General features: G+C 63.9%; 23 protein-coding genes. 16 read left to right on the forward strand and 7 right to left on the reverse strand.

From position 1 onward, the window contains the following. Positions 1 to 2 precede the first annotated feature (2 nt). The 3 genes from NCS02_RS00175 to NCS02_RS00185 are packed head-to-tail and all read right to left on the reverse strand — an operon-like array spanning position 3 to position 2,554. Positions 3 to 722, reverse strand: coding sequence for a DUF484 family protein (locus tag NCS02_RS00175; protein WP_008352358.1), 720 nt, complete (start codon positions 720 to 722; stop codon positions 3 to 5). A gap of 15 nt (positions 723 to 737) precedes the next feature. Continuing rightward, complete coding sequence (dapF, locus tag NCS02_RS00180; protein ID WP_008352356.1) at positions 738 to 1,619, reverse strand: diaminopimelate epimerase; 882 nt, start codon at positions 1,617 to 1,619, stop codon at positions 738 to 740. Between the two features lie 50 nt (positions 1,620 to 1,669). After that, complete coding sequence (locus NCS02_RS00185) at positions 1,670 to 2,554, reverse strand: lipid A biosynthesis lauroyl acyltransferase (protein ID WP_008352354.1); 885 nt, start codon at positions 2,552 to 2,554, stop codon at positions 1,670 to 1,672. Positions 2,555 to 2,808: 254 nt separating this feature from the next. Between NCS02_RS00185 and metK the strand changes: the two genes are divergently transcribed. After that, positions 2,809 to 3,996, forward strand: coding sequence for a methionine adenosyltransferase (gene metK, locus NCS02_RS00190; RefSeq protein ID WP_008352353.1), 1,188 nt, complete (start codon positions 2,809 to 2,811; stop codon positions 3,994 to 3,996). A gap of 124 nt (positions 3,997 to 4,120) precedes the next feature. Beyond that, positions 4,121 to 5,236, forward strand: a complete 1,116-nt coding sequence (locus NCS02_RS00195; RefSeq protein WP_250457074.1) for an alkene reductase — start codon at positions 4,121 to 4,123, stop codon at positions 5,234 to 5,236. Positions 5,237 to 5,257: 21 nt separating this feature from the next. On the opposite strand, the gene NCS02_RS00200 is transcribed toward NCS02_RS00195, so the two are convergent. Then, entirely contained in the window at positions 5,258 to 5,608 is a 351-nt protein-coding gene (locus NCS02_RS00200) for a hypothetical protein (RefSeq protein ID WP_174447735.1), read from the reverse strand. A gap of 317 nt (positions 5,609 to 5,925) precedes the next feature. Between NCS02_RS00200 and NCS02_RS00205 the strand changes: the two genes are divergently transcribed. Next, positions 5,926 to 6,702, forward strand: coding sequence for a phytanoyl-CoA dioxygenase family protein (locus NCS02_RS00205; protein WP_008352350.1), 777 nt, complete (start codon positions 5,926 to 5,928; stop codon positions 6,700 to 6,702). A gap of 12 nt (positions 6,703 to 6,714) precedes the next feature. On the opposite strand, the gene NCS02_RS00210 is transcribed toward NCS02_RS00205, so the two are convergent. Both NCS02_RS00210 and NCS02_RS00215 read right to left on the reverse strand, forming a co-directional pair. Next, the gene (locus NCS02_RS00210; protein WP_008352349.1) at positions 6,715 to 6,918 is read right to left on the reverse strand and encodes a DUF3185 family protein; all 204 of its coding nucleotides are present in this window, start codon (positions 6,916 to 6,918) and stop codon (positions 6,715 to 6,717) included. A 60-nt stretch (positions 6,919 to 6,978) separates the two neighbouring features. After that, positions 6,979 to 7,776: a mechanosensitive ion channel family protein gene (locus NCS02_RS00215; protein WP_008352348.1), complete on the reverse strand. Its 798-nt coding sequence runs from the start codon at positions 7,774 to 7,776 to the stop codon at positions 6,979 to 6,981. A 234-nt stretch (positions 7,777 to 8,010) separates the two neighbouring features. Here NCS02_RS00215 and mgrA point away from each other — a divergent pair, with 234 nt between their 5' ends. From mgrA to NCS02_RS00280, 13 genes are all read left to right on the forward strand, one after another. Further along, complete coding sequence (gene mgrA, locus NCS02_RS00220; RefSeq protein WP_008352347.1) at positions 8,011 to 9,054, forward strand: L-glyceraldehyde 3-phosphate reductase; 1,044 nt, start codon at positions 8,011 to 8,013, stop codon at positions 9,052 to 9,054. Between the two features lie 498 nt (positions 9,055 to 9,552). After that, entirely contained in the window at positions 9,553 to 10,323 is a 771-nt protein-coding gene (locus NCS02_RS00225) for a ferredoxin--NADP reductase (protein ID WP_008352345.1), read from the forward strand. A gap of 343 nt (positions 10,324 to 10,666) precedes the next feature. Beyond that, positions 10,667 to 11,530: a sensor histidine kinase gene (locus NCS02_RS00230; RefSeq protein ID WP_250457073.1), complete on the forward strand. Its 864-nt coding sequence runs from the start codon at positions 10,667 to 10,669 to the stop codon at positions 11,528 to 11,530. 10 nt (positions 11,531 to 11,540) lie between these two features. Then, a complete protein-coding gene (rqpR, locus tag NCS02_RS00235; RefSeq protein WP_008352341.1) occupies positions 11,541 to 12,194 on the forward strand; it encodes a response regulator transcription factor RqpR in 654 nt (217 codons plus the stop codon). A 157-nt stretch (positions 12,195 to 12,351) separates the two neighbouring features. Further along, positions 12,352 to 13,773 (forward strand): branched-chain amino acid transporter BcaP, encoded by a 1,422-nt coding sequence (gene bcaP, locus NCS02_RS00240; RefSeq protein ID WP_284504220.1) that lies wholly within the window; start codon positions 12,352 to 12,354, stop codon positions 13,771 to 13,773. A 226-nt stretch (positions 13,774 to 13,999) separates the two neighbouring features. Next, positions 14,000 to 14,476: a (2Fe-2S)-binding protein gene (locus NCS02_RS00245; protein ID WP_008352336.1), complete on the forward strand. Its 477-nt coding sequence runs from the start codon at positions 14,000 to 14,002 to the stop codon at positions 14,474 to 14,476. 57 nt (positions 14,477 to 14,533) lie between these two features. Next, a complete protein-coding gene (locus NCS02_RS00250) occupies positions 14,534 to 16,915 on the forward strand; it encodes a xanthine dehydrogenase family protein molybdopterin-binding subunit (RefSeq protein WP_250435380.1) in 2,382 nt (793 codons plus the stop codon). Between the two features lie 12 nt (positions 16,916 to 16,927). Then, entirely contained in the window at positions 16,928 to 17,728 is an 801-nt protein-coding gene (locus NCS02_RS00255; protein ID WP_008352333.1) for an FAD binding domain-containing protein, read from the forward strand. Between the two features lie 6 nt (positions 17,729 to 17,734). Beyond that, entirely contained in the window at positions 17,735 to 18,631 is an 897-nt protein-coding gene (locus NCS02_RS00260) for an AAA family ATPase (protein WP_008352332.1), read from the forward strand. Continuing rightward, the gene (locus tag NCS02_RS00265; RefSeq protein ID WP_033536462.1) at positions 18,628 to 19,821 is read left to right on the forward strand and encodes a vWA domain-containing protein; all 1,194 of its coding nucleotides are present in this window, start codon (positions 18,628 to 18,630) and stop codon (positions 19,819 to 19,821) included. The genes NCS02_RS00260 and NCS02_RS00265 overlap by 4 nt, the downstream gene beginning before the upstream one ends. Continuing rightward, entirely contained in the window at positions 19,812 to 20,357 is a 546-nt protein-coding gene (locus NCS02_RS00270; protein ID WP_008352328.1) for an SRPBCC family protein, read from the forward strand. Before NCS02_RS00265 ends, NCS02_RS00270 begins: the two co-directional genes overlap by 10 nt. Continuing rightward, complete coding sequence (locus tag NCS02_RS00275; protein WP_250522793.1) at positions 20,330 to 21,349, forward strand: XdhC family protein; 1,020 nt, start codon at positions 20,330 to 20,332, stop codon at positions 21,347 to 21,349. The genes NCS02_RS00270 and NCS02_RS00275 overlap by 28 nt, the downstream gene beginning before the upstream one ends. Positions 21,350 to 21,476: 127 nt before the next feature. Continuing rightward, a complete protein-coding gene (locus tag NCS02_RS00280; protein WP_250522794.1) occupies positions 21,477 to 22,697 on the forward strand; it encodes a PepSY-associated TM helix domain-containing protein in 1,221 nt (406 codons plus the stop codon). Positions 22,698 to 22,714: 17 nt separating this feature from the next. Here NCS02_RS00280 and NCS02_RS00285 read toward each other — a convergent pair whose 3' ends face one another. After that, positions 22,715 to 23,443 (reverse strand): PepSY-associated TM helix domain-containing protein, encoded by a 729-nt coding sequence (locus NCS02_RS00285; protein WP_250522795.1) that lies wholly within the window; start codon positions 23,441 to 23,443, stop codon positions 22,715 to 22,717. Position 23,444: the final 1 nt, after the last annotated feature.

The following is a 23,444-nucleotide window of genomic DNA, read 5'->3' on the forward strand; positions in this document are numbered from 1 at the left end:
CGTCAATGCGGCAGCAGGCGGGACAGCGCGGCGCTCGCGAGCGCGCCGATCTGCGTGAGGAAATCCGTCGCCATGCCGTCGTGGAAGCGGCGCGGATCGGGCGAGCCCATGACGAGCAGGCCGAAGCTCGGCGCATCCGGGCCGGCTTGCGGATCGCGCAGCGCGATGAGCGACACGGATTCGATCTTGCGGTCGATGTCGGACGGGCCGTCGCTCGGCGCGACCGTCGCCGATGCCGAGTTCGCCGCGCCCAGCCACTGCGCGGCGGCGAAGCCGGTATTCACGCCGCAGTACGGCGCGGCGAGACCGGTCGTGAAAAGGCGTACTTCCTCGCCGACCTGACGGGCGAAATCGGCTTGGCGATAAGCTTCGTCGATATCCCACACGCGCAGCGCGGCGTGCGGCACGTCGAAGATTTCGCACAGCCCCTTGCTGATGGTCGCGGGCAGCGCGTACGGATCGCGCTGCGAGATTACGCGCACGGTCCAGCGATTGAACTTGGTCGAGATGCTGTCGTTTTCGTGGCCGTAGCGCAGCAATTCGGCGAGACGCCGTTCGAGCTGCTTGTTCTTGTCGCGCAGCATTTCCATCTGGCGTTCCTGCAGCGACACGGCCGCTTTGCCGTGCGGATTCGAAAGCCGGATGGTGCCGAGCAGTTCCGCGTGCTCGACGAAGAAATCAGGGTTGTCGAGCAGATAGTCGGCGACTTCGCGTGGATTCATGGTGACGTGTATGCGTTAAACGATGCGATCGAGCTCGATCTCGCCTTCGAAGACCGTTGCGGCGGGCCCGGCCATGAAGAGCGCGGCGGTTTCGTTCTTCGCGCCGTCCCAGCTGATCGTGAGCGTGCCGCCGTGCGTCTCGACGCGAACGGGCGAATCGAGCCGGCCGCGGCGAATGCCGGCCGCCACCGCCGCGCACGCGCCCGTGCCGCACGCGAGCGTTTCGCCCGCGCCGCGCTCGTAGACGCGCAGCTTCACCGAATGCCGATCGACGATCTCCATGAAGCCCGCATTGACGCGCTTTGGAAAGCGCGCGTGACGTTCGACGAGCGGACCTTCGGTCAGAACGGGATACGCCTCGACGTCATCGACGATCTGGACCGCGTGCGGATTGCCCATCGACACGACGGAAATCCAGCGCCGGTCGTTGATCGAGCCGTTCACGTCGAGCGGCCAGAGCGTGTCGTTGCCTTCCTTCCGGCCTTCGAGGCCTTGCGCGTCGAACGGCACTTTCGGCGGATCGAACACCGGCGTGCTCATATCGACGACGACTTCGCCGTTCTCCTGCATCGTCAGCGTGATGACGCCGTTTTGCACCTGCACGCGCACCGTCGATGCATCCGTCAGACGCCGGTCGCGGACGAACTTCACGAAGCAGCGCGCGCCGTTGCCGCAATGCTCGACTTCACCGCCATCGCAATTGAAGATGCGGTACTTGAAGTCGACGCCTTCGATCGTCGGCTTTTCCACGAGCAGCAACTGATCCGCGCCGACGCCGAAATGACGGTTCGCGAGCGCGCGCACCTGTTCGGCGGACAGATCGAGCGCCTGCGTGTAGCCGTCGAGCACGACGAAGTCATTGCCCGCGCCCTGCATTTTTGTGAATTTCAGTTTCATGGCCGCTATTGTATGTGAGCCGCGATGCCGCGTTTCGCGCGATTCAGGCGTCAATAAAAGCTCGGGTCGCCCGGCGGGCGCGTCTTGAAGCGCTTGTGCACCCAATAATATTGCTCGGGCATGCGCGGAATCTGCTCTTCCAGAAACGCGTTCATGCGGCGCGCGTCGGCCTCGTCGTCGCCGCTCGGATAATTTTCCCAAGGTTTGAAGACTTTCAGCCGATAACCCTTGTAGTTCGGCAAAACTTCTCCGATGAAGGGCACGACCTGCGCCTTGCCCGTCTTCGCGAGCCGGCCGACGGCGGTCAGCGTGCACGTCGGGATGCCGAAGAACGGCACGAACGTGGAGTTGCGCATGCCGTAGTCCATGTCCGCGCCGAGCATCACGGGTTTGCGATCGCGCAGCCAGCGCAGCACGATGCGCGCGCTGTCGGCGCGGCTCGCCATGTCGGCGCCGAAACGGGCGCGCTGTCTCTTCGCCAGTTCCTCGATCTGCGGATTCGAAAACGGCTGATACAGCGAACCGCAGCGCCGATGCAGCGAGTAGTTGAGAAAGATCGAGCCCGCCTCGATGCCGACGAAATGCAGTCCGAGAAAGAGCGTGGGCGGAAGATCGGGATCGGTGAGATCGATGGCGCTATCGACTTCGATCAGCTTTTCGAGCTTCTTCGCGGAGCCGAACCATTGCACGCTGCGCTCGACGTAACTGCGGATCGCGTGCCGAAAGTGCTTCTGCGCGATGTCCTCGCGTTTTTCGTCGGACCACTCGGGGAAGCACAGCTTCAGATTCGTATGGACGATGCGCTTGCGACGGCTCGGAATCTGATAGAGCAGCCAGCCGAGGCCGTCGCCGAAACGCGCGGTGATGCCGTATGGAATCACCGCGAGGAATTTGAGAAAACCGATGGCGAGCGCCACGCCGATACGACCTAGCATGACTCGCTCCGGCGGGCGGACGAGTGGAGCGGGACCGAGGAAGTCAAAAGGGTCAATTCTGTGAAAACTAAGGAAACCGGTATAATAAAACCTTCGCCGAGTTAATGGACAACTTGCGGGGCGAAGCGGGTCGGAGTCTTCTTACTTTCGAGAAGCGCCGGCCTGGAAGCACATCCGCTAAAGCGTCGCCGCTTCAGACTCCAAAAGAAGACGGCTACGTGAATATCAACCGTACTTTTATTGGAGTCTGAAGCGTGTCGAACGACTACCTCTTTACTTCCGAATCCGTTTCCGAAGGCCACCCGGACAAGGTTGCCGACCAAGTCTCCGACGCCATCCTCGACGCCATTCTGTCGCAGGACAAATATTCGCGCGTCGCCGCGGAAACGCTGTGCAACACCGGTCTCGTCGTCCTCGCGGGCGAAATCACGACCACCGCCAACGTCGATTACATCCAGGTCGCGCGCGACACCATCAAGCGCATCGGTTACGACAACACCGACTTCGGCATCGACTATCGCGGCTGCGCGGTTCTCGTCGCGTATGACAAGCAATCGCCGGATATCGCGCAAGGCGTGAACAAGGCGCACGACGACAATCTCGATCAGGGCGCGGGCGACCAGGGCCTCATGTTCGGCTACGCCTGCGACGAAACGCCCGAACTGATGCCGCTGCCGATCCACCTTTCGCATCGCCTCGTCGAGCGTCAGGCAAACCTTCGTCGCGATGGCCGTTTGCCCTGGCTGCGTCCGGACGCGAAGTCGCAAGTCACCGTGCGTTATGTCGATGGCCGCGCGCATTCCATCGATACGGTCGTGCTGTCGACGCAACATTCGCCGGACATCGACCTGCCGCAACTGCGCGAAGCGGTGATCGAAGAAGTCATCAAGCCGACGCTGCCGAAGGAACTCATCAAGGGCGACATCAAGTTTCTGGTGAACCCGACGGGCCGCTTCGTCATCGGCGGTCCGCAGGGCGACTGCGGTCTGACGGGCCGCAAGATCATCGTCGACACGTACGGCGGCGCGGCTCCGCACGGCGGCGGCGCGTTCTCGGGCAAGGATCCGTCGAAGGTCGACCGCTCGGCGGCGTACGCGGGACGTTATGTCGCGAAGAACATCGTCGCGGCCGGTCTCGCATCGCGCGCGCTGATCCAGGTTTCGTACGCAATCGGCGTGGCACGTCCGACTTCGGTGATGGTGAACACGTTCGGCACGGGCCGCGTGTCGGATGCCGAAATCACGAAGCTCGTTCTGGAGCATTTCGATCTGCGTCCGAAGGGCATCATCCAGATGCTCGATCTGCTGCGCCCGATCTACGAAAAGACGGCGGCATACGGTCACTTCGGCCGCGAAGAGCCTGAATTCTCGTGGGAAGCCACCGACAAGGCGCTCATGCTGGCCGAAGCGGCGGGCACGGAGCCGGTCGCAAGTGTGGCGTAACGCCATTCGCCGAACGCGCGGGACAAGAACCGGCAAGCATCGCGCTTGCCGGTTTTTTTTCGCCTGCGCGGCGCGTTTCTTGCGACCGAACCGGACGGCAAAACCGATCATCCACGGAGCCGTCATGCCGTTCGAAACGCTTCTTTCTCCCGTCACAATCGGCAATCTCGAACTGCCGAATCGCGTGGTGATGGCGCCGCTCACGCGCAATCGCGCGTCGCAGCCCGGCGACGTGCCCAGCGAAATGAACGCGCACTATTACGCGCAGCGCGCGGGCGCGGGACTCATCGTGACCGAGGCGACGCAGGTTTCGCGGCAAGGTCAGGGTTATGTCGCGACGCCCGGCATCTATTCCGACGCGCAGGAAGCCGGATGGAGAGCCGTCGTGGGCGCGGTTCACGCGCGGCACGGGCGCATCGCGTCGCAGTTGTGGCATGTGGGGCGCGTGTCGCATCGATCGCTGCAGGAGGGCGATGCGCCGCCCGTCGCGCCGTCCGCGATCCGCGCGCGCGACACGCAAGTGTTCGTGAGACACGATGACGGCACCTACGGCATGACCGACGCCGACGAACCGCGCGCGCTTGAGATCGGCGAGTTGCCGGGCATCGTGCTGCAGTTCGTCGATGCCGCGCATCGCGCCAAGCGCGCCGATTTCGACATGATCGAAGTCCACGCGGCCAACGGCTATCTGCTGCATCAGTTCATGGCGACGGGCACCAACCATCGCACCGACGAGTACGGCGGCGGCATCGAAAATCGCGTGCGGCTGGTCGTCGATGTGCTGGAGGCGGTCGCGGGCGTGATGGGCGCGAATCGCGTCGGCATCCGGATATCGCCGAACTTCACGGGATTCGATCTGCACGACGATGAAGGCGAAGCGTCATCGCTGTATCTGGCGCGCGAGCTGAAGCGCATCGGCATCGCGTATCTGCATCTGGCGGAAGGCGACTGGGCGGGCGGCGCGCCGCTTTCGGACGGCTATCGAGACGCGCTGCGGGAGGCTTACGACGGCGCGATCATCGTCTGCGGCGAATACACCGCGGAAGAAGCCAATGCGCGCATCGAACGAGGCGAAGCCGACGCCGTGGCTTTCGGTCGCGCGTTTCTCGCGAATCCGGATTTGGTCGAGCGCTTCAGGATGAACGCGCCGCTCAACGCGCCCGACGAGGCGACGTTCTACGGCGGCGGAGAGAAAGGCTACACGGACTATCCGACGCTCGACGAGGCCGAGCGCAAGTGAGGGATTGCGCGATTGCGCGATTCAGCGCGCCGCGAACGCGTACCAGCCGGCGCTCGTCGCCGACACGCGACGCGGACGACGGCTCGTCAGCGCAGCCGCTTTCGGCTTCGGCGCGGGCGCGCGCAACTGCACCGGACGGCGCAACAGCGCGCGCAACGACACCCGGCGCGAGGCCGCGCGCACGCGCAAATTGAAGAAGAAACCGCGGAACCACGACCGGATGCCGTCGACCGGATGCACGTTCTTCAGTTGCTCGGCGAGCAATTGCGTGCGGGTGGAGTGATGGCGCAGCGCGCGGATCATGCCGCGGCGCGCAGGACGCGCGGCTCGCGATGCGACGCGAGTAAGTCCGATAGCGATTCGGTGGTTCATGTCGGCGGGAAAGGTCGGTTTGCGTGGAAGCAGACTCGACGATAGTCGTCTCAAAAATGAAGTTCAACGCTTCGATTCAACAGCATTTGCGAAGTTGCACCGAATTGATGCGGATCAATGTACAGGACCAGTATTACCCGGGTAAGTCCGCGTTTTCCCTGCCGTTTCATGAAGCGGCTGCTTATAAAAATCGGCGGAAGCGTTCTCGCATGGGCCTTCCTGCGCTGCCGGATTTACAATCCCCGTATTCGCCCCAATTCCGGATATAGCGTCGACGGCATGAATAAATTCGAAAGCCGCCGGAGCCAAGAACTGAAATGTCTGATCAAAACCTGCTGAAATCGAAGAAGGAACAGGTGCACGAGCTGCGTCGAAACGGCTACGTGATCGTGAAAGGGCTGGTTTCGCAGGAACGCCGCGACGCGATGCTCGAAGTCGCGCGCCGGCAACTCGCCGAGGCCGCCGCGCCGGTCGAGTTCGAGGCCGATCTGAAATATCCCGGCGCGCCGGATTCGAAGGACGCGCCCGGCGGACACACCGTGCGCCGCCTGCTCGACGCCTACGCGCGGCATCCGCTTTACGCGGAGTTCGCGACATCGCCGGAAGTGCGCGGATGGATGGAGTTGTATTTCGGCGAGACGCCGTATTTGTCGCGCGCGCATCACAACTGCATGATGACGAAGCACCCGGCGTACGGCAGCCTGACCGGCTGGCATCGCGACGTGCGCTACTGGGCGTTCGAGCGCGACGATCTCGTTTCCGCGTGGGTCGCGCTCGGCAACGAAACGGTGGAAAACGGCGCGCTGTGGTTCGTGCCGATGTCGCACAAGCTGCCGTTCACATCGGATCGCTTCGACGACGCGAAATTCTTCCGCTCCGACTTGCCCGAGAATGCCGCGCTGATCCGCACGGCGGTGTCGCCCGCGCTGGAACCGGGCGACGTCGTGTTCTTCCACTGCAACACGCTGCATTCGGCGGGCAAGAACCTCACCGATCAGGTGAAGTTCTCGCTCGTGTTCACGTATCGCGGCGCGAGCAACGCGGCGCTGCCCGGCACGCGCTCGGCGTCGAAGCCGGAAGTGCCGCTCGTTTGACGTCGCAGCGTTTCAGCGTTTCGACGGAATCGTGAGGCCGATCAGCCCGGCGAGCGACGCGACGATGCCGCCCGCGATCAGCCAGATGGTCTTGTTCGTGGGCGAGCCGGTGAAGAAGCGCGCGACGTCGCTGGAGAGCGAATGAAACGACTGGCCGCCGAAATACAGCAGCACGACGCCGCCGACTAGCAGCGCAACGGAAATCGCTCGGGTCATGGCGTGGTCTCTTGGCTGGAAAAGCGCGTCAGGTTAGCGGGTCGGCGCTCGCGCGTCCACTCACGCCGCCTGCGCCTGCTCGCGCGTGTACGGCTGAATCTTGCGCAGGAGGTCGGCCATCACGTACTGATGATCGCTTCTGCTCGTCCACGCGCCGAGGTTGTATTTGACGCCGGTGTCCGTGTAATCGGTCACGGCGACCCACGGCGCCGACGGCCCGTCCTGCACGATGCGCGGATCGTCGCTCATCAGCTTGCGCAGTTCCTCGAGCACACGCTCGACCTTCAGCCCATGCTGTGCCTGAAAGTTGATGACGACGCGACGCCGATCGTTCGCGCTGTAGTTCGTGATGGCGTTCGCCCAAATGAGGCTGTTCGGCACGAACATGATGATGCCGTCGGCTTTCGTGAGGCGCGTCGTGAAAAGTCCGATCTCGTTGACCGTGCCCGCCGTCGTCCCGACGCCTTCGATGTAATCGCCGACGCGAAACGGGCGCAGCAGCAGGAGCATCAGGCCGGCCGCGATGTTTTGCAGCGTGCCCTGCAGCGCGAGGCCGATGGCGAGGCCGGCAGCGCCGAGCACGGTCAGGATGCTGGCGGCGGCAATGCCGAGCTTGCCGAGCGCGGCGACGATCGCGACGACGCGGATCGCCCACAACGCGAGGCTGGCGAGCACCGGGGTGAGCGTGGCATCGACATTGGTGCGAGCGAGCGTGCGGCGCAGGGTGTTCGCGACGGCGTTCGAAATCCACCAGCCGACCGCGAGAATCAGCAGCGCCAGCAGAATATCGATGCCGTAAGTCACGGCAATTGCACTAAACGAATCGTAAGCGGGGCGAAGTCTGTCGATCGAATCCATGGGTAGCGGTCCTTCAAAACGAATCTGCTTTTGTCCGCGATCGCGTTGGATCGTTCCCCTTGCTGGCCATCCGGCCTATACCGAATAGCGGGACGGCATCGCGTGCCGTGCGCGCCCAGCCCCGATTGGCTTACCATTGACGCCCTCGACAGCGTGCGTGTCCGCGCGTGCCGCGTGAAAGGCACGTTGTCCGTTCCAGTCCGTTCAATTCGCCATCCGCAGAGGAAATCCGTCATGGCCTACGAAGCAGCCTCCGAGCGTTACACGCAAATGCAATACCGCACTTGTGGCAGGAGCGGGTTGAAACTTCCTGCGTTGTCGCTCGGTTTGTGGCACAACTTCGGCGATACGACGCCGATCTCCACGCAACGTGAAATCCTGCGCACGGCGTTCGATCTCGGCGTCACGCATTTCGATCTCGCGAACAATTACGGCCCGCCGTACGGCAGCGCCGAAACGAACTTCGGGCGCATCTTCAAGGACGACTTCCGCCCTTATCGTGACGAACTGTTGATCTCCTCGAAAGCCGGCTGGGACATGTGGCCCGGTCCGTACGGCCAGGGCGGCGGCTCGCGCAAATACGTGCTGGCGAGCCTCGACCAGAGCCTGAAGCGCATGGGCCTCGATTACGTCGACATCTTCTATTCGCACCGTTTCGACGCCGATACGCCGCTCGAAGAAACCGCTGGCGCGCTGGCGACGGCCGTGCATTCGGGCAAGGCGCTTTACGTTGGCATCTCGTCGTACTCGGCGTCCAAAACACGCGAGATGGCCAAGCTGCTTGCCGAGCACAAGGTGCCGCTGCTGATCCATCAGCCGTCGTACAACATGCTGAACCGCTGGATCGAAGAAGACCTGCTCGACACGCTCGACGACATCGGCGCGGGAAGCATCGCGTTTACGCCGCTCGCGCAAGGTCTGCTGACCAGCAAGTATCTGAATGGCGTGCCGCAGGACGCGCGCGTCAACAAACCGGGCGGCGGCTCGCTCAAGCAGGAACATCTGAGCGATGCGAACCTCGCGCACGTCCGCAAGCTCAACGATCTCGCGCAGAAGCGCGGCCAGAGCCTCGCGCAGATGGCGCTCGCGTGGGCGCTGCGAGGCGGGCGCGTGACCTCGGTGCTGATCGGCGCGAGCCGCGCGGAGCAAGTCGTCGAGAACGTCGGCGCACTGAAGAATCTCGATTTCTCGAAGGAAGAACTCGCGGAAATCGATCAGCACGCGAAGGAAGGCGGCATCAACCTGTGGGAAAAACCGTCGACGGATCAGCGCATCTGACACGCGTGCGGCCTTTCGCCAGAAGGGTATTTCGAGATACGCGCGGCATCCGTTGCTATCATGCGGACTCGGCGGCTTTTCCGCAGCGATAAGAGTTGCCGCCGAGGCCGGCCACCGGCCGCGCAGTCAGCCGAAAGTGCATTTCTTCTGCACGCACGTTCGCCCACGAGGCGCGCGTGCGCGCCACCGCCGCCGTATCGACGTTCGGACCGCGAAACGACTATCGGGTTAAAATAGCCGATTGCGCCGGGCTGTCAGTTTTTTTGCGCGAAGTTCACGCGTGGCGCGGCGTGAATCGCTGTCCTCGCATCGCGGGTTTCGGATCAATCGGCGACCTTCACCATTCGATCGTCCCGTTCGGACAGCGCAGCGCCCCTCGTTGCGCCCTCGTAGCGCGCTTTGTTTTCGACATCGGCCCGGCGTGGCATCCGCCGCCAGCCAGGCGCGAGCGTCAGAGCGTCACCGCTTTCGCACAGTTAGAGCACAGTTCAAGAAGCCATGAGCAACCTTAATTCTCAAACCGTTCTGAGCGTCCATCACTGGACCGACACGCTTTTCAGTTTCACCTGCACCCGCGACAGCTCGTTCCGCTTCGAGAACGGCCAGTTCACGATGGTGGGTCTCGAAGTCGACGGCAAGCCGCTTCTGCGCGCGTACAGCCTCGCGAGCGCGAACTACGAAGAGCATCTCGAATTTCTGAGCATCAAGGTTCCGGACGGCCCCCTGACCTCGCGCCTGCAACATCTGAAAGTGGGCGATTCCGTGCTGATCGGCAAGAAGCCGACGGGCACGCTCGTCGCCGACAATCTGCTGCCCGGCAAGACGCTGTGGCTGCTGTCGACCGGCACGGGCCTCGCGCCGTTCATGTCGATCATCAAGGACCCGGACGTCTACGACCGCTACGAAAAGATCGTGCTGACGCACACGTGCCGTTTCGTCGACGAACTCGCGTACAAGGATTTCATCACCGAGCACTTGCCGGCGCATGAGCATATCGGCGAAATCGTGTCCGAAAAGCTCGTCTATTACCCGACGGTCACGCGCGAGGAGTTCGCGAACCGTGGTCGCATCACCGATCTGATCGAGACCAAGAAGCTGTTCGCCGATCTCTCGGTCGAGCCGTTCTCGGTCGAAAACGACCGCGTGATGCTCTGCGGCAGCCCGCACATGCTGCGCGACACGCGCGAACTGCTCGACGCGATGGGCTTCCAGGAAGGCAGCAACAACCATCCTGGCCACTACGTCGTGGAAAAGGCGTTCGTCGGATAAGCTGTCTCGACGTCGCGATTGCACAAACCGGAGCCTCGCGCTCCGGTTTTTTTTCGCCTCGACGAAATCACCATACGCGCGTCGCTGTTACAAATTGACCACGGTCGGTAGGTCTTTTTCCTACGCATTATGCGCAGCGGACTTGGCAAACGACATGAAGTTCGACCGCCGAAGCCTTGCGCGACATGGCTTTATCATTTTTTTGAGATATGATGCGTTTACTTTTTGACGGCGCAGGCCATCCCGTAGTCCGTCAACGATGTTACTGAGTGTAAATTCGGTTACGCCGCTCGTGAGTTACCCGAGGACGTAGCTCCAGTTGCGCTCGAAGCGAGGATAGTGAATGAACCCGTCGGCCACGATCACGCTCGATGAGAACCCGATTCGCCGCGCTCCGCTGCGCGCGGTTCCGTCACCGTCGCCGGAATGCTCCGGCGCGTCGTTTGCCTCACCCTATTCCGCGCTGATCGACGCCAAGCTCAAGGGCGACCGTCAGATTCAGCGTCTCACCGCCCGCGTCCAGGAACTCGCCGCGCTGCTCGCCGCCACGGAAGAGCGCGCGCGCCAGGCGCTCGCGCAAGACCTGCACGACGCGAGCGGCGCCGCGCTCACCGTCGCGAATATCGCGCTCGCTCGCGCCGAGCACTGGCTGCCCGCCGATGCGCCCGCCGCGCTCGACGACGCGCTGCATCAGGCGCGCGCGGCGCTCGCGGATGTCTGCGAGACGAGTCATCGCATCGTCGAGGGATTGCAGACGCCGACTTTCGATGCCGACTTCGCCGCCACGCTGGCCGGCTGGATCGCGGATTTCGGCGCGCGCACGGCGATCGCCGTCGATTTCTCGTGCCCCGACGATGCGCGCCTCGATCGCATGTCGCACGACATGTCGCTCGCGCTCTTTCGCGTGATGCAGGAAGCGCTCGGCAACGTCGCGCGTCACGCGCACGCCGGGCATGCGCGCGTGTCCGTCGCGCTCGACGGACAAGGCGTGATCCTGCTCGTCGAAGACGATGGCGTCGGCATCAGCGCGGCGGCGCGTCGCAAGAGCGGACGCTTCGGCCTTTCCGGGATGCGCGCGCGCTGCGAGGCGCTCGGCGGCAATCTGCGCGTCGCGGCGGCGAAGCCCGCCGGCACTTGCGTGCGCGCGCGTTTCCCGTGGGCTGCGGCGGGTCCGGGCCTGTTCACGCTCAGCGTGGTCAACGCCTGAGGCCGCCGCGATGCTCAGAATCCTGCTCGCCGACGATCACGGCATCGTGCGCCGCGGCGTCGCGCAATTGCTGCTGGAACGCGGCGTCGCATCCGAAGTGCTGGAGGCCGAGACCGGCATGCAGGCGCTCGCGCTCGCCGCGCGTCGCCCGCTCGATGTCGCGATGCTCGACATCTCGCTGCCGGACATCAACGGCATCGACGTGTTGAAGCGTCTCAAGCGCGAAAGCCCGCGTCTGCCGGTGCTGATGTTTTCGATGTATCGCGAAGATCAATATGCGGTGCGCGCGTTGAAGGCGGGCGCGGCGGGCTATCTGTCGAAGACGGCGGACCCCGCGCTGATGATCGGCGCGATTCAGCAAGTCGCCGCAGGCCGAAAATACGTGAGCCCTGAAATGGCCGAAGCCCTCGCAACCTACGTTTCGCTCGATACGGACCGGTTGCCGCACGAGAAACTATCGGACCGCGAATATCAGACGCTGTGCATGCTTGCTTCGGGAAAACGGCTCACTGATATCGCGAACGCCTTATCGCTTTCGGTTAAGACCGTAAGTGTTTATCGCGCGCGGTTGCTGGAGAAAATGAAGCTCGCGAACAATGCAGAGCTTACGTTCTATGTGATGAGCAACCGTCTCGTCGACATGAATCCCGCCATCGCCGGGTAGGTTTTATCTCGTGCTAGATAAAACGGGTGGATCGTAACAAATTGCCGCAATTCTGCGTTGCATGCTCAATGGATAGGCAATCTCTGAGTCTCCGATAAAATATCGGGTTTTCCCGAGGTAACGGCCGCTCGCGCGCGCCAGAAGGAGACTCATCGCAATGTCGTTGTTCCGCAAGAAAAACATCGAGCACATGCTGGCCGGCGCGCACAGCACATCGCTCAAAAAGACGCTCGGCGCCCTGGATCTGACGTTCCTCGGAATCGGCGCGATCATCGGCACGGGCATTTTCGTGCTGACCGGCACCGGCGCCGTCCAGGCCGGCCCGGCGCTCATGATTTCGTTCATCATCGCGGCGATCGCGTGCTGCTTCGCCGCCCTCGCCTACGCGGAATTTTCGTCGACGATTCCGGTCGCCGGTTCCATCTACACGTATTCGTATGCGACGCTCGGCGAACTCGCCGCGTGGATCATCGGCTGGGATCTGATGCTCGAATACGGGCTCGCGACGTCCGCCGTTTCGGTCGGCTGGTCGGGCTACTTGCAGTCGCTGCTCGCCGGCTTCGGTATCTCGCTGCCGACCGCCCTCACCGCCGCGCCCGGCGCGTTGCCCGGCGAGGTCACGTTCTTCAACCTGCCCGCGTTCCTCGTGATGATGGCGATCACCTGGCTGCTTTCGGTCGGCGTGAAGGAATCGACGCGCCTGAACAACATCATGGTCGCGATCAAAGTGACCATCGTGCTGCTCGTGATCGCGGTCGGCGTGTTCCATGTGAAGCCGGCAAACTGGCAGCCGTTCATGCCGAACGGCTGGTCCGGCGTGTTCGGCGCGGCGGCCGTCATGTTCTTCGCGTTCATCGGCTTCGATTCGGTGTCGTCGGCGGCCGAGGAAGTGAAGAATCCGAAGCGCGATCTGCCGATCGGCATCATCTCGTCGCTCGCGGTGTGCGCCGTGCTGTACGTGGCGGTCGCGGCCGTCGTGACCGGCATCGTGCCCGCGCCGCAGTTCGCGAATAATCCGCATCCGGTGTCGTTCGCGCTGCAAGTCGCGGGTGAGAACTGGGTCGCGGGCTTCATCGATCTCGGCGCGGTGCTCGGCATGCTCACCGTGATTCTCGTGATGAGCTACGGCCAGACGCGCATCATCTACGCGATGTCGCGCGACGGCCTCTTGCCCGCGCGGCTTTCGAAGGTGCATCCGCGCTACGCGACGCCGTTCCTCACGACGTGGATCGTCGGCATTTTCTTCGGTCTGATCGGCGCGCTCGTGCCGCTCAACGTGCTCGCCGAGCTCATCAACATCGGCACGCTCGCCGCGTTCTCGATGGTCTCCATCGCCGTGCTGATCCTGCGCCGCACGCATCCTGACTTGCCGCGCGCGTTCCGCTGCCCCGGCGTGCCGGTCGTGCCGATTCTGGCGGTGGCGTCGTGTCTGTTCCTGATGGTCAATCTTCAGGCGATGACGTGGATCGCGTTCGTGCTGTGGCTCGTGATCGGCCTCGCGATCTATTTCCTGTACTCGCGACGCCATTCGGTGCTCGGACGTCGAACGCACGAGCAGCGAGAGACCGTGACGCACTGAGCGTCTTTGCTCGACACAAAAGCGCCGCCCTCGAGGCGGCGCTTTGCATTTGCAGCGGCAAAACCTTGAGTTTGGGACGGACGTTCGCGCCGATAGCGACGCCCGCCGATTTGTGTTTTACTCATTGTCACAAACACATAACACCAATTCCGGCTGAACGCTCACGGCGGCAGATGGCAGGTGCGTGGCGTGAAGCTGGATCGTCCTCACTTAGGAGACAGTGAAAATGGCGCTCAGCATCAGCCTGACGGTCAATGGGAAACCGGTGACCGCCACCGTCGAACCGCACGTTCTGCTCGTCCAGTTTCTCCGCGATCAACTCAGGCTCACCGGCACGCATATCGGCTGCGACACGGCGCAGTGCGGCGCGTGCACCGTCCATCTCGATGGCCGCGCGATCAAGTCGTGCAACATCCTCGCCGCGCAGGCGGACGGCATGGAAGTCACGACCATCGAAGGCATGGCGAAAGACGGCCAGCTTCATCCGATGCAGGCGGCGTTCAGGGAATGTCACGGCCTTCAGTGCGGCTTCTGCACGCCGGGCATGGTGATGAGCGCGAGCGCGCTGGCTGCGCAATCGCCGAATCTCTCCGAAGAAGAAGTGCGCGAGCAGCTCGACGGCAATCTGTGTCGCTGCACGGGCTATCACAACATCGTCAAGGCGGTCTTGCAGGGCGCGCAAAACATGAAAGCGGGCGCCTGATTCCGCGTCAATCCACATTCCACACGATGTATCGCGCCTTTGACCAAGGAGATCGCGATGAATGCCCCTGAGCAACAGAAACTGATCGGCGCTGGCGTGAAGCGCAAGGAAGACTATCGATTCCTGACGGGCGCGGGCCAGTACACCGACGACGTCGTCATGCCGCAGCAAAGCTACGGCGTGTTCCTGCGTTCGCCGCACGCGCACGCGAAGATCGCGCGCATCGATATGGAAGCGGCGCTGAAGTCGCCGGGCGTGATCGGCATCTTCACCGGCAAGGACATGGCGGGCGAAAACGTCGGCGGACTGCCGTGCGGCTGGCTCATCCACAGCACCGACGGCTCGCCGATGCACGAGCCGCCGCATCCCGTCATCGCGCACGACAAGGTGTTGCACGTCGGCGATCAGGTCGCGCTCGTCGTCGCCGAATCGGTGAAGGAGGCGAAGGACGCGCTCGAACTCATCGAGGTCGATTACGACGAACTGCCCGCGACGGTCGATACGGCGAGCGCATCGGACGCGGGCCAGCCGCTCGTGCACGACAGCGTGCCGAACAACGTCTGCTACAACTGGGGCCACGGCGACAAGGCCGCGACCGACGCCGCGTTCGCGAAAGCCGCGCACGTCACGACGCTCGATATCGTGAATCAGCGGCTCGTGCCGAACGCGATCGAGCCGCGCGCGGTCAACGCGAGCTATTCGAAGCACGACGACAGCTACACGGTCTACGTCGCGAATCAGAACCCGCACGTCGAGCGCTTGCTGATGGCGGCGTTCGTGCTGTCGCTGCCGGAATCGAAGCTGCGCGTGATCGCGCCGGATGTCGGCGGCGGCTTCGGCTCGAAGATTTTCCTGTATCCGGAAGATGTCGCGCTGACGTGGGCATCGAAGAAAGTCGGGCGTCCGATCAAGTGGGTGGCCGAGCGCTCCGAAGCCTTCCTCTCCGACGCGCACGGCCGCGATCATGTGACCAAGGCCGAACTCGCGCTCGACAAGGACAACAAGTTCATCGGCATGCGCGTGCATACGACGGCGAACATGGGCGCGTATCTGTCGACGTTCGCATCGTCGATTCCGACCGTGCTCTACGCGACGCTGCTCGCGGGCCAGTACACGACGCCCGCGATCTACGCCGAAGTGAAAGCGGTCTTCACGAACACGGTGCCCGTCGATGCCTATCGCGGCGCGGGCCGGCCGGAAGCGACGTATGTCGTCGAGCGGCTCGTCGAGACGGCGGCGCGCGAGCTGAATATCGATCCCGTCGAATTGAGGCGGCGCAATTTCATCCGCGAGTTTCCGTACGCGACGCCGGTCGGTCTCACGTACGACATCGGCGATTACGACGCGTGCCTGAATCGCGCGCTGGAACTCGCGGATGTCGCGGGTTTCGCAAAACGGCGCGACGAATCGAAGCAGAAGGGCAAGCTGCGCGGCATCGGCTATTCGTGCTACATCGAAGCGTGCGGGCTCGCGCCGTCGAACGTGGCGGGCGCGCTCGGTGCGCGTGCGGGTCTCTTCGAAGCGGGCGAAGTGCGCGTGCATCCGACCGGCTCCGTCACCGTCTTCACCGGTTCGCACAGTCACGGACAGGGCCACGAAACGACGTTCGCGCAAGTGGTCGCGGACCGGCTCGGCATCGCGATCGAGAACGTCGAGATCATTCACGGCGATACGGGGCGCATCCCGTTCGGCATGGGCACGTACGGCTCGCGTTCGATTTCGGTGGGCGGCTCCGCGATCATGAAAGCGCTCGATAAAGTCGAAGCGAAGGCGAAGAAGATCGCGGCGCATCTGCTGGAAGCGTCGGCGGAAGATATCGAGTTCACCAACGGCGTGTTCCGCGTGAAGGGCACCGATCGCACGAAATCGTTCGTCGACGTCTCGCTCGCCGCGTACGTGCCGCACAACTTCCCGCTCGAAACCATGGAGCCGGGCCTCAACGAAAACGCGTTCTACGATCCGACCAACTTCACGTATCCGTCGGGCGCGTATGTGTGCGAAGTCGAGGTCGATCAGGACACCGGCGAAACGCGCATCGAAAAGTTCACGGCCGTCGATGACTTCGGCAACGTCATCAATCCGATGATCGTCGAAGGGCAAGTGCATGGCGGGCTGGGGCAGGGCATCGGCCAGGCGATGCTCGAACGCTGCGTCTACGATGACAGCACCGGCCAGTTGCTCTCCGGCTCGTTCATGGATTACGCGATGCCGCACGCTAGCGATCTGCCGAACTTCACCGTCGAGACCGCGAAGGGCACGCCGTGCACGCACAATCCGCTCGGCGTGAAGGGCTGCGGCGAAGCGGGCGCAATCGGTTCGCCGCCGGCGGTCATCAACGCGATTCTCGATGCGCTCGCGCCGCTCGGCGTGAAGGACTTGCAGATGCCCGCGACGCCGCATCGCGTGTGGACCGCGATGCATAACGCTCAACGCGCCTGAGGAGACCGGCAAATGTACTCATTCGACTATCAGAAAGCGGACGAAGCGAAGGCGGCGGTCGCGGTGCTTTCCGCCAACGGCGACGCCAAGTTCCTCGCGGGCGGCCAAAGCCTCTTGCCGACGATGCGCCTGCGGCTCGCACAGCCCTCGGCGCTCGTCGACGTGACGCGCATCGCGTCGATGAAAAACGTCACGCTCGACGGCGACAAGCTCACGATCGGCGGCGCGGTGTCTCATGCGGCGGTCGCATCGAACGCGGATGTGCAGCGCGCGCTGCCGGGGCTCGCGGATCTCGCGGGACGCATCGGCGATCGACAGGTCCGCGAGCGCGGCACGATCGGCGGCTCGCTCGCCAACGACGATCCGGCGGCGTGCTATCCGTCAGCCGTGCTCGCGCTGAACGCGACGGTCGTGACCGACAGAAGGCGCATCGCCGCGGACGATTTCTTCATCGACATGTACACGACCGCGCTCGAACCCGACGAGCTCATCACGGCCGTCGAGTTTCCGCTGGCCGAGCGCGCGGGCTACGAGAAGTTTCGCAATCCCGCGTCGCACTTCGCGCTCGTCGGCGTGTTCGTCGCGAAGTTCAAGGACGGCGTGCGCGTCGGCGTGACGGGCGCGGCGTCTTCGGTGTTTCGTCCGGCGGAGCTGGAAGCGGCGTTGTCGAAGGACTTTTCGGTGGCATCGGCGCGCGGCGTGACGATCTCGCCCAACGAGCTGAACGCGGACATGCACGCGAGCGCCGAATATCGCGCGCATCTGATTCCGGTGCTCGCGGGCCGCGCGATCGAGCGCGCGATGTCGTTCTAGTTCGCGATGACGGAACAGGCGCCGCAATCCATCGACGAGACGCTCGCGCGCTTGCGCGAGCATCGCTACTTCGCGAACCGCGAGCTCGCGACGGCGCTTTTTCTCGCGCTGAAGATGCAGCGGCCGCTCTTTCTCGAAGGCGAGCCGGGCGTCGGCAAGACCGAACTCGCGAAGGCGGCGGCGGGCTTGTGCGGCACGACGCTGCTGCGCCTGCAATGCTACGAAGGGCTCGATACCGCGAGCGCGCTATACGAGTGGGACTATCCGCGGCAGATCATGGCGCTGCGGCTCGCGGAGGCGTCGGGCGAAACGCCGTCGAACGATTCGCTGTATCGCAGCGAGTTTCTGCTGAAGCGTCCGCTGCTTCAGGCCTTGCTGCCCGATGCGTCGAATCCCGACGCGCGCCGCGTTCTGCTCATCGATGAAATCGACCGCGCCGACGAGCCGTTCGAAGCGTTTCTGCTCGAATTGCTGTCGGACTTTCAGGTGTCGATTCCGGAGTACGGCACGGTGCGCGCGGCGCAACCGCCGCTCGTCGTGATGACGTCGAACCGCACGCGCGAAGTCCACGATGCGTTGAAGCGGCGATGCCTCTATCAGTGGATCGGCTATCCGCAGCGCGATGTCGAACTGGCGATCGTCGCGGCGCGCGCGCCCGAAGCGGGGCAGGCGTTGCAGCAGCGCGCCGTCGCGTTCGTGCACGAGCTGCGCACGCTGGATCTCTTCAAGGCGCCGGGCGTCGCGGAAACGATCGACTGGTGCCGCGCGCTCGCGGCGTTGTCGGTGACGGAACTGGATCCGCAATCGGTGCAGAACACGCTCGGCGTGCTGTTGAAGTATCAGGACGATCTCGCGCGCATGGACGCCGATACGCTCGCGCAATGCCTCGCGGCCACGCCATGACGACCACGATGGAACCGTTCGCGCGCAACGTCGTGCATTTCGTGAGGCTTCTGCGCGGCGCGGGGCTCGGCATGTCGCCGGCGCACGCGGTCGATGCGCTCGACGCGTTGCGCTTCGTCGATCTGAATCGCCGCGACGATGTGCGCGCGACGCTCGCGTGTTTGCTCGTCCACGCGAGCGACGAACGCGACATCTTCGATGCGGCGTTCGATCTTTTCTGGCGCGATCCCGACTGGGAAGGCAAGCTGCGCGCGCTGTTGCTGCCGAAGGTGAAGAGCGGCATGCCGCCGCCGAAGCGCAACAACCGTCTCGCCGATGCGTTGGCGACGCGCGCGGCGGCATCGTCGACAACGCCGCCGCCGGAATCGAAGCCGGAAGAGGCGCACGCGCGCATCACGTTCAGCGCGCAGGAACGCTTGAGCCATCGCGATTTCGACACGCTCAGCGCCGACGAATGGCGCACGCTGCGGCATCAGATTCGCGCGCATCGGATGCCGCTCGCGACGGAGCCGACGCGCAGGCTGAAGGCGGGCTCGCGCGGCACGCATGCCGATCTCAAAGCGAGCGCGCGACACGCCGTGCGCTCGGGCGGCGACTGGACCGTGTGGAAATATCGCGCGGCGGTCGAGCGCAGACCGCCGCTCGTGTTGCTGCTCGACATTTCCGGCTCGATGAGCGCGTATTCGCGCGCCGTGCTCTACTTCTGTCACGCGCTATTGCAATCGCGCGAGCGTCTGCAAGTGTTCCTGTTCGGCACGCGGCTCACGAACGCGACGCGCGCCTTGCGCGAACGCGATCCCGATGTCGCCATTGCCGCGCTCGGACAGAACGTCGCGGACTGGTCCGGCGGCACGCGCATCGGCGCGACGCTCGCGGAGTTCAATCGGCGCTGGGCGCGGCGTGTGCTGGCCGGTCGGGCGACGGTGCTGCTCGTCACCGATGGCCTCGATCACGAAGCCATCGACGTGCTCGATGCCGAGATGCAAAGACTCAGGCGTTTCGCGCATCGGCTGGTGTGGCTCAATCCGCTGCTGCGTTTCGCCGATTTCACGCCGCGCGCGCGAGGCGTGCGCGCGATCCTGCCACACGTCGATGCAATGCTCGCGGCACATAACCTCGACAGCCTCGGCGCGGTCGGAGCCGAACTGGCCGCGCTGTCACGGCACACTGGAGACACGAGATGGAACTGACCGAAACACACACGTTGCCGGTGCCGCAGGCGCGCGCGTGGGAAGCGCTGAACGACACGTCGATCCTGAAGGTCTGCATTCCGGGCTGCGACAGCATCGACGCCGATGGCGAGAACGCCTACAACGTCGCGATGACGGCGGCGGTCGGTCCGGTGAAAGCGCGCTTCAAGGGAAGAATGGAGCTGACGAATATCGACGCCCCGCATACTTACACGATCGTCTTCGAAGGGCAGGGCGGCGCGGCCGGCTTCAGCAAGGGCAGCGCGACCGTGAACCTCGAACCCGGCGACGAAGCCGACACGACGAAGCTCAGTTACAGTGCAAACGCGCAGGTCGGCGGCAAGCTTGCGCAGATCGGCTCGCGGCTCGTCGACGGCGCGGCGCGCAAGATCGCGGGAGAATTCTTCAAGCGATTCAGCGCGCAGCTGCAAGGCGGCCAGGAATCGCAAGATGCAGCCGCCGACCAAGACGAAAGCGGCGCAGAAGAGAAGGAAAAGGGAAAGAAATCATGGACAGCGTGGATCTCGAAGTCCTGAAGAACAGCGCGCGATGGCTCGAAGAGGGACATCGCGTGCTGCTCGTGACGGTCGTGAAGACATGGGGCTCGTCGCCGAGACCCGAAGGCGCGATGCTCGCCGTGCGTGACGATGGCCACGTCGTCGGTTCGGTGTCGGGAGGATGCATCGAGGACGATCTCATCGATCGCGTGCGGCAGCGGGGCATCGAGCAGACGAAGCCGGAAGCGGTGAAGTACGGCATCAGCGCGGAAGAGGCGCATCGCTTCGGCTTGCCGTGCGGCGGCACGATCCAGCTCGTGCTGGAGCCGCTGACGATGGAAAGCGGCATCTCGGAATTGTGCGCGGCGGTGGAAAGCGGCAGGCTCGTCGCGCGCACGCTCGACATGGCCACGGGCGCGGCGCGCCTCGAACCGGCGCAGGCCACCGACGGCGTGCTCTTCGACGACGCGCATCTGCTGACGATTCACGGCCCGCGTTACCGGATGCTCGTGATCGGCGCGGGGCAGTTGTCGCGCTATCTGTGCAGTATCGCGGTCGGGCTGGATTATCAGGTGACCGTGTGCGATCCGCGCGAGGAATACACGGAAGAGTGGAATGTGCCCGGCACGACGATCGTGCGAACCATGCCCGACGACACGGTCATGGAGATGAAGCTCGACGAACGCTGCGCGGTCATCGCCCTCACGCACGATCCGAAGCTCGACGATCTCGCGCTGATGGAAGCGCTGAAGACGCCCGCGTTCTACGTCGGCGCGCTCGGTTCGCGGCGCAACAACGCGGCGCGGCGCGAGCGTCTGAAGGAGTTCGATCTCAGCGAGGCCGAACTGGCGCGGTTGCATGGGCCGGTAGGCATTTATATCGGCAGCCGGACGCCGCCGGAAATCGCGGTGTCGATTCTCGCGGAAGTCACGGCGGCGAAGAACGGCGTGTCGTTGCCCGAACTGTTGCAGGTGGAAGGCGCGAAAGCGGCGCGCGAGGTTGCGGGAAAAAGCGAAGTCTGCGGCGTCTGATTATTACAAAATCCTGACGAAACGCGGCCCGGACGGGCGCGACGGCTATATAATAATCATTCTCATTTGCGTGGCCGGCTTCGGCTGACGCGCAGCCGTTTCCCTTTCAGCTCAACGATTTAGTCGAATGCCCGGCAAGTTTTTGACCGGCGATGACCAGCGCGCAGCCGCCCGCGCCGATGCATCGCCCGACTCGCGCTCGTCCGCGAACAAGCGCCACATGAGCCAGCGCGCGCTGCGCGTATGGTCGATCGTGCATCGGTGGACGAGTCTCGTCTGCACGGCGTTCATGTTGCTGCTGTGTCTGACCGGCTTGCCGCTCGTGTTCGGCCACGAACTCGACATCCTCACCGGCGATGCGATCGAAGCGCCAGCGCTGCCTGCATCGCAGGCGAATGCGCGCGCGAGCTACGACGCGGTGTTGCGCGCGGCGCTGAGCGAGCATCCGGGCCATGTGCCGCAATACATGATCTGGGAGCCGGACGATCCGCTTTTGCCGGTCGTCGTCACCGCGCCGAAAGCCGACACGCCGCCCGACGATACGCTCAGTACGACCGTCGATGCGCGCACCGCCCAGCCCCTCGGCATGCCGCCCGGCAAAGGCTCGCTCAAGTTCGTGCTGCTGAAGTTGCACGTCGACATGTTCGCCGGGCTCTTCGGCAAGCTCTTTCTCGGCGCGATGGTCGTCGTGTTTCTCGCGGCGATCGTGTCGGGTATCGTCGTGTATCTGCCGTTCTGGCGAAAGGTCGGGCTCGGGCGCGTGCGCCTGAAGAAGAAGCGGCGGATCGTGTGGCTCGACTGGCATAACGCCATCGGCATGTTGACGCTCGGGTGGGCGTTGCTCGTCGGCGCGACGGGTTCGATCAACACGCTCGCCGATCTCATGCTCGAAGCATGGCGCAACGATCAGCTCGCGCAGATGGTCGCGCCGTATCGTGACAAGCCGCCGGTCGTCGTGCGCGCTTCCATCGACGATGCCGTGAAGACAGCGCGACGCGTCGCGCCCGAGATGATTCCGTCGTTCGTCGCGTTTCCGGGGACGCGCTTCGCGAGCCCGCATCACTATGCCGTGTGGATGCGCGGCGACGGCATTCTGACGACGCGGATCATGCGACCTGTGCTCGTCGATGCATCGACGGGCGCGCTCACCGATTCACGCGAGTTGCCGTGGTATCTGAAGGTGCTGCTCGGCTCGCAGCCGCTGCATTTCGGCGATTTCGGCGGCATGCCGCTGAAGATTTTCTGGGCCGCGTTCGATGTGCTGACGATCGTCGTGCTCGGGAGCGGGCTTTATTTGTGGCTGACGCGGCATAACCCGCGGAAGGGGAAGGGGACGTCGGCCGCGTGATCGACGTCCCGAATCCCTCAAATCAACCCGCAAAGAATCGCCGCAATCAGCGACGCGGCCACGATCACCACGCCCGCCGTGCGCTTCTTGTTCAGCTCGGTCCACAGCAGCACGCCGGTAAGCGACAGCAGGATGATGCTGCCCGCGAACGTATCGATGAGCAGCACCCAGCCCACGCTTAGGCCAACGCCCTTGTGCAGGTTGGTCATCATCGCGAGGAAGGTGTTTTCGGTGCGCTTCACCGACACGAAATTGTTGCCGACCCAGTACTCCGCCATCACGCTGCCGCCCGGCGATGCCACCATCACCGACCATTGTTCCGGCTGCATCGTGCTCTTGTCGCCCCAGCCGACCGGATGCGCCGGTTCCTTGCGCGCGCGTCCGAGATTGCCGTCGATCTTCAGTTCCTTCTTCAGCCACGCGCCCATGTCGCGCGGCGACTTGAAGCCTTCGGCGGGCAGCGGCATCTGCATCTGCGAAACCTGCGGCTCGCCGGTCGAAATGCGCAGCGGCGGCGCGCGGTGATTCAGCAGAAAACCCGTCGCGCCGAACAGCAGGCCCAGCAGCGCGCCCCACAAACCGACCCAGCCATGCACCTTGCGCAGCCACTTCAGGAAGGTCGAGCGGCGCGAGCGATTCTTGCGGACGATCTGCTCGGCATCGTCGATGAGACGCCCATGCGGACGGTAATGCGTCGAGCCGCCCGTCGCGGACGGCGGCGTATTGAGGGTTTCAGGCGCGTTCACG

The organism is Caballeronia sp. NCF2 (assembly GCF_023631205.1).
In the GTDB taxonomy this organism is placed as follows: Bacteria; Pseudomonadota; Gammaproteobacteria; order Burkholderiales; family Burkholderiaceae; genus Caballeronia; species Caballeronia zhejiangensis.

Bases quoted from the DNA above. Each gene is read 5' to 3' on its own strand.
- NCS02_RS00215 (WP_008352348.1), bottom strand. From the start codon at position 7,776: ATGGATTCGATCGACAGACTTCGCCCCGCTTACGATTCGTTTAGTGCA.
- NCS02_RS00230 (WP_250457073.1), top strand. From the start codon at position 10,667: ATGAACCCGTCGGCCACGATCACGCTCGATGAGAACCCGATTCGCCGC.
- bcaP (WP_284504220.1), top strand. From the start codon at position 12,352: ATGTCGTTGTTCCGCAAGAAAAACATCGAGCACATGCTGGCCGGCGCG.
- NCS02_RS00195 (WP_250457074.1), top strand. From the start codon at position 4,121: ATGCCGTTCGAAACGCTTCTTTCTCCCGTCACAATCGGCAATCTCGAA.
- NCS02_RS00265 (WP_033536462.1), top strand. From the start codon at position 18,628: ATGACGACCACGATGGAACCGTTCGCGCGCAACGTCGTGCATTTCGTG.
- mgrA (WP_008352347.1), top strand. From the start codon at position 8,011: ATGGCCTACGAAGCAGCCTCCGAGCGTTACACGCAAATGCAATACCGC.
- rqpR (WP_008352341.1), top strand. From the start codon at position 11,541: ATGCTCAGAATCCTGCTCGCCGACGATCACGGCATCGTGCGCCGCGGC.
- NCS02_RS00205 (WP_008352350.1), top strand. From the start codon at position 5,926: ATGTCTGATCAAAACCTGCTGAAATCGAAGAAGGAACAGGTGCACGAG.
- NCS02_RS00175 (WP_008352358.1), bottom strand. From the start codon at position 722: ATGAATCCACGCGAAGTCGCCGACTATCTGCTCGACAACCCTGATTTC.
- NCS02_RS00225 (WP_008352345.1), top strand. From the start codon at position 9,553: ATGAGCAACCTTAATTCTCAAACCGTTCTGAGCGTCCATCACTGGACC.
- NCS02_RS00255 (WP_008352333.1), top strand. From the start codon at position 16,928: ATGTACTCATTCGACTATCAGAAAGCGGACGAAGCGAAGGCGGCGGTC.
- dapF (WP_008352356.1), bottom strand. From the start codon at position 1,619: ATGAAACTGAAATTCACAAAAATGCAGGGCGCGGGCAATGACTTCGTC.
- NCS02_RS00280 (WP_250522794.1), top strand. From the start codon at position 21,477: ATGCCCGGCAAGTTTTTGACCGGCGATGACCAGCGCGCAGCCGCCCGC.
- NCS02_RS00275 (WP_250522793.1), top strand. From the start codon at position 20,330: ATGGACAGCGTGGATCTCGAAGTCCTGAAGAACAGCGCGCGATGGCTC.
- NCS02_RS00270 (WP_008352328.1), top strand. From the start codon at position 19,812: ATGGAACTGACCGAAACACACACGTTGCCGGTGCCGCAGGCGCGCGCG.
- NCS02_RS00210 (WP_008352349.1), bottom strand. From the start codon at position 6,918: ATGACCCGAGCGATTTCCGTTGCGCTGCTAGTCGGCGGCGTCGTGCTG.
- NCS02_RS00245 (WP_008352336.1), top strand. From the start codon at position 14,000: ATGGCGCTCAGCATCAGCCTGACGGTCAATGGGAAACCGGTGACCGCC.
- NCS02_RS00250 (WP_250435380.1), top strand. From the start codon at position 14,534: ATGAATGCCCCTGAGCAACAGAAACTGATCGGCGCTGGCGTGAAGCGC.
- NCS02_RS00260 (WP_008352332.1), top strand. From the start codon at position 17,735: ATGACGGAACAGGCGCCGCAATCCATCGACGAGACGCTCGCGCGCTTG.
- NCS02_RS00185 (WP_008352354.1), bottom strand. From the start codon at position 2,554: ATGCTAGGTCGTATCGGCGTGGCGCTCGCCATCGGTTTTCTCAAATTC.
- NCS02_RS00200 (WP_174447735.1), bottom strand. From the start codon at position 5,608: ATGAACCACCGAATCGCTATCGGACTTACTCGCGTCGCATCGCGAGCC.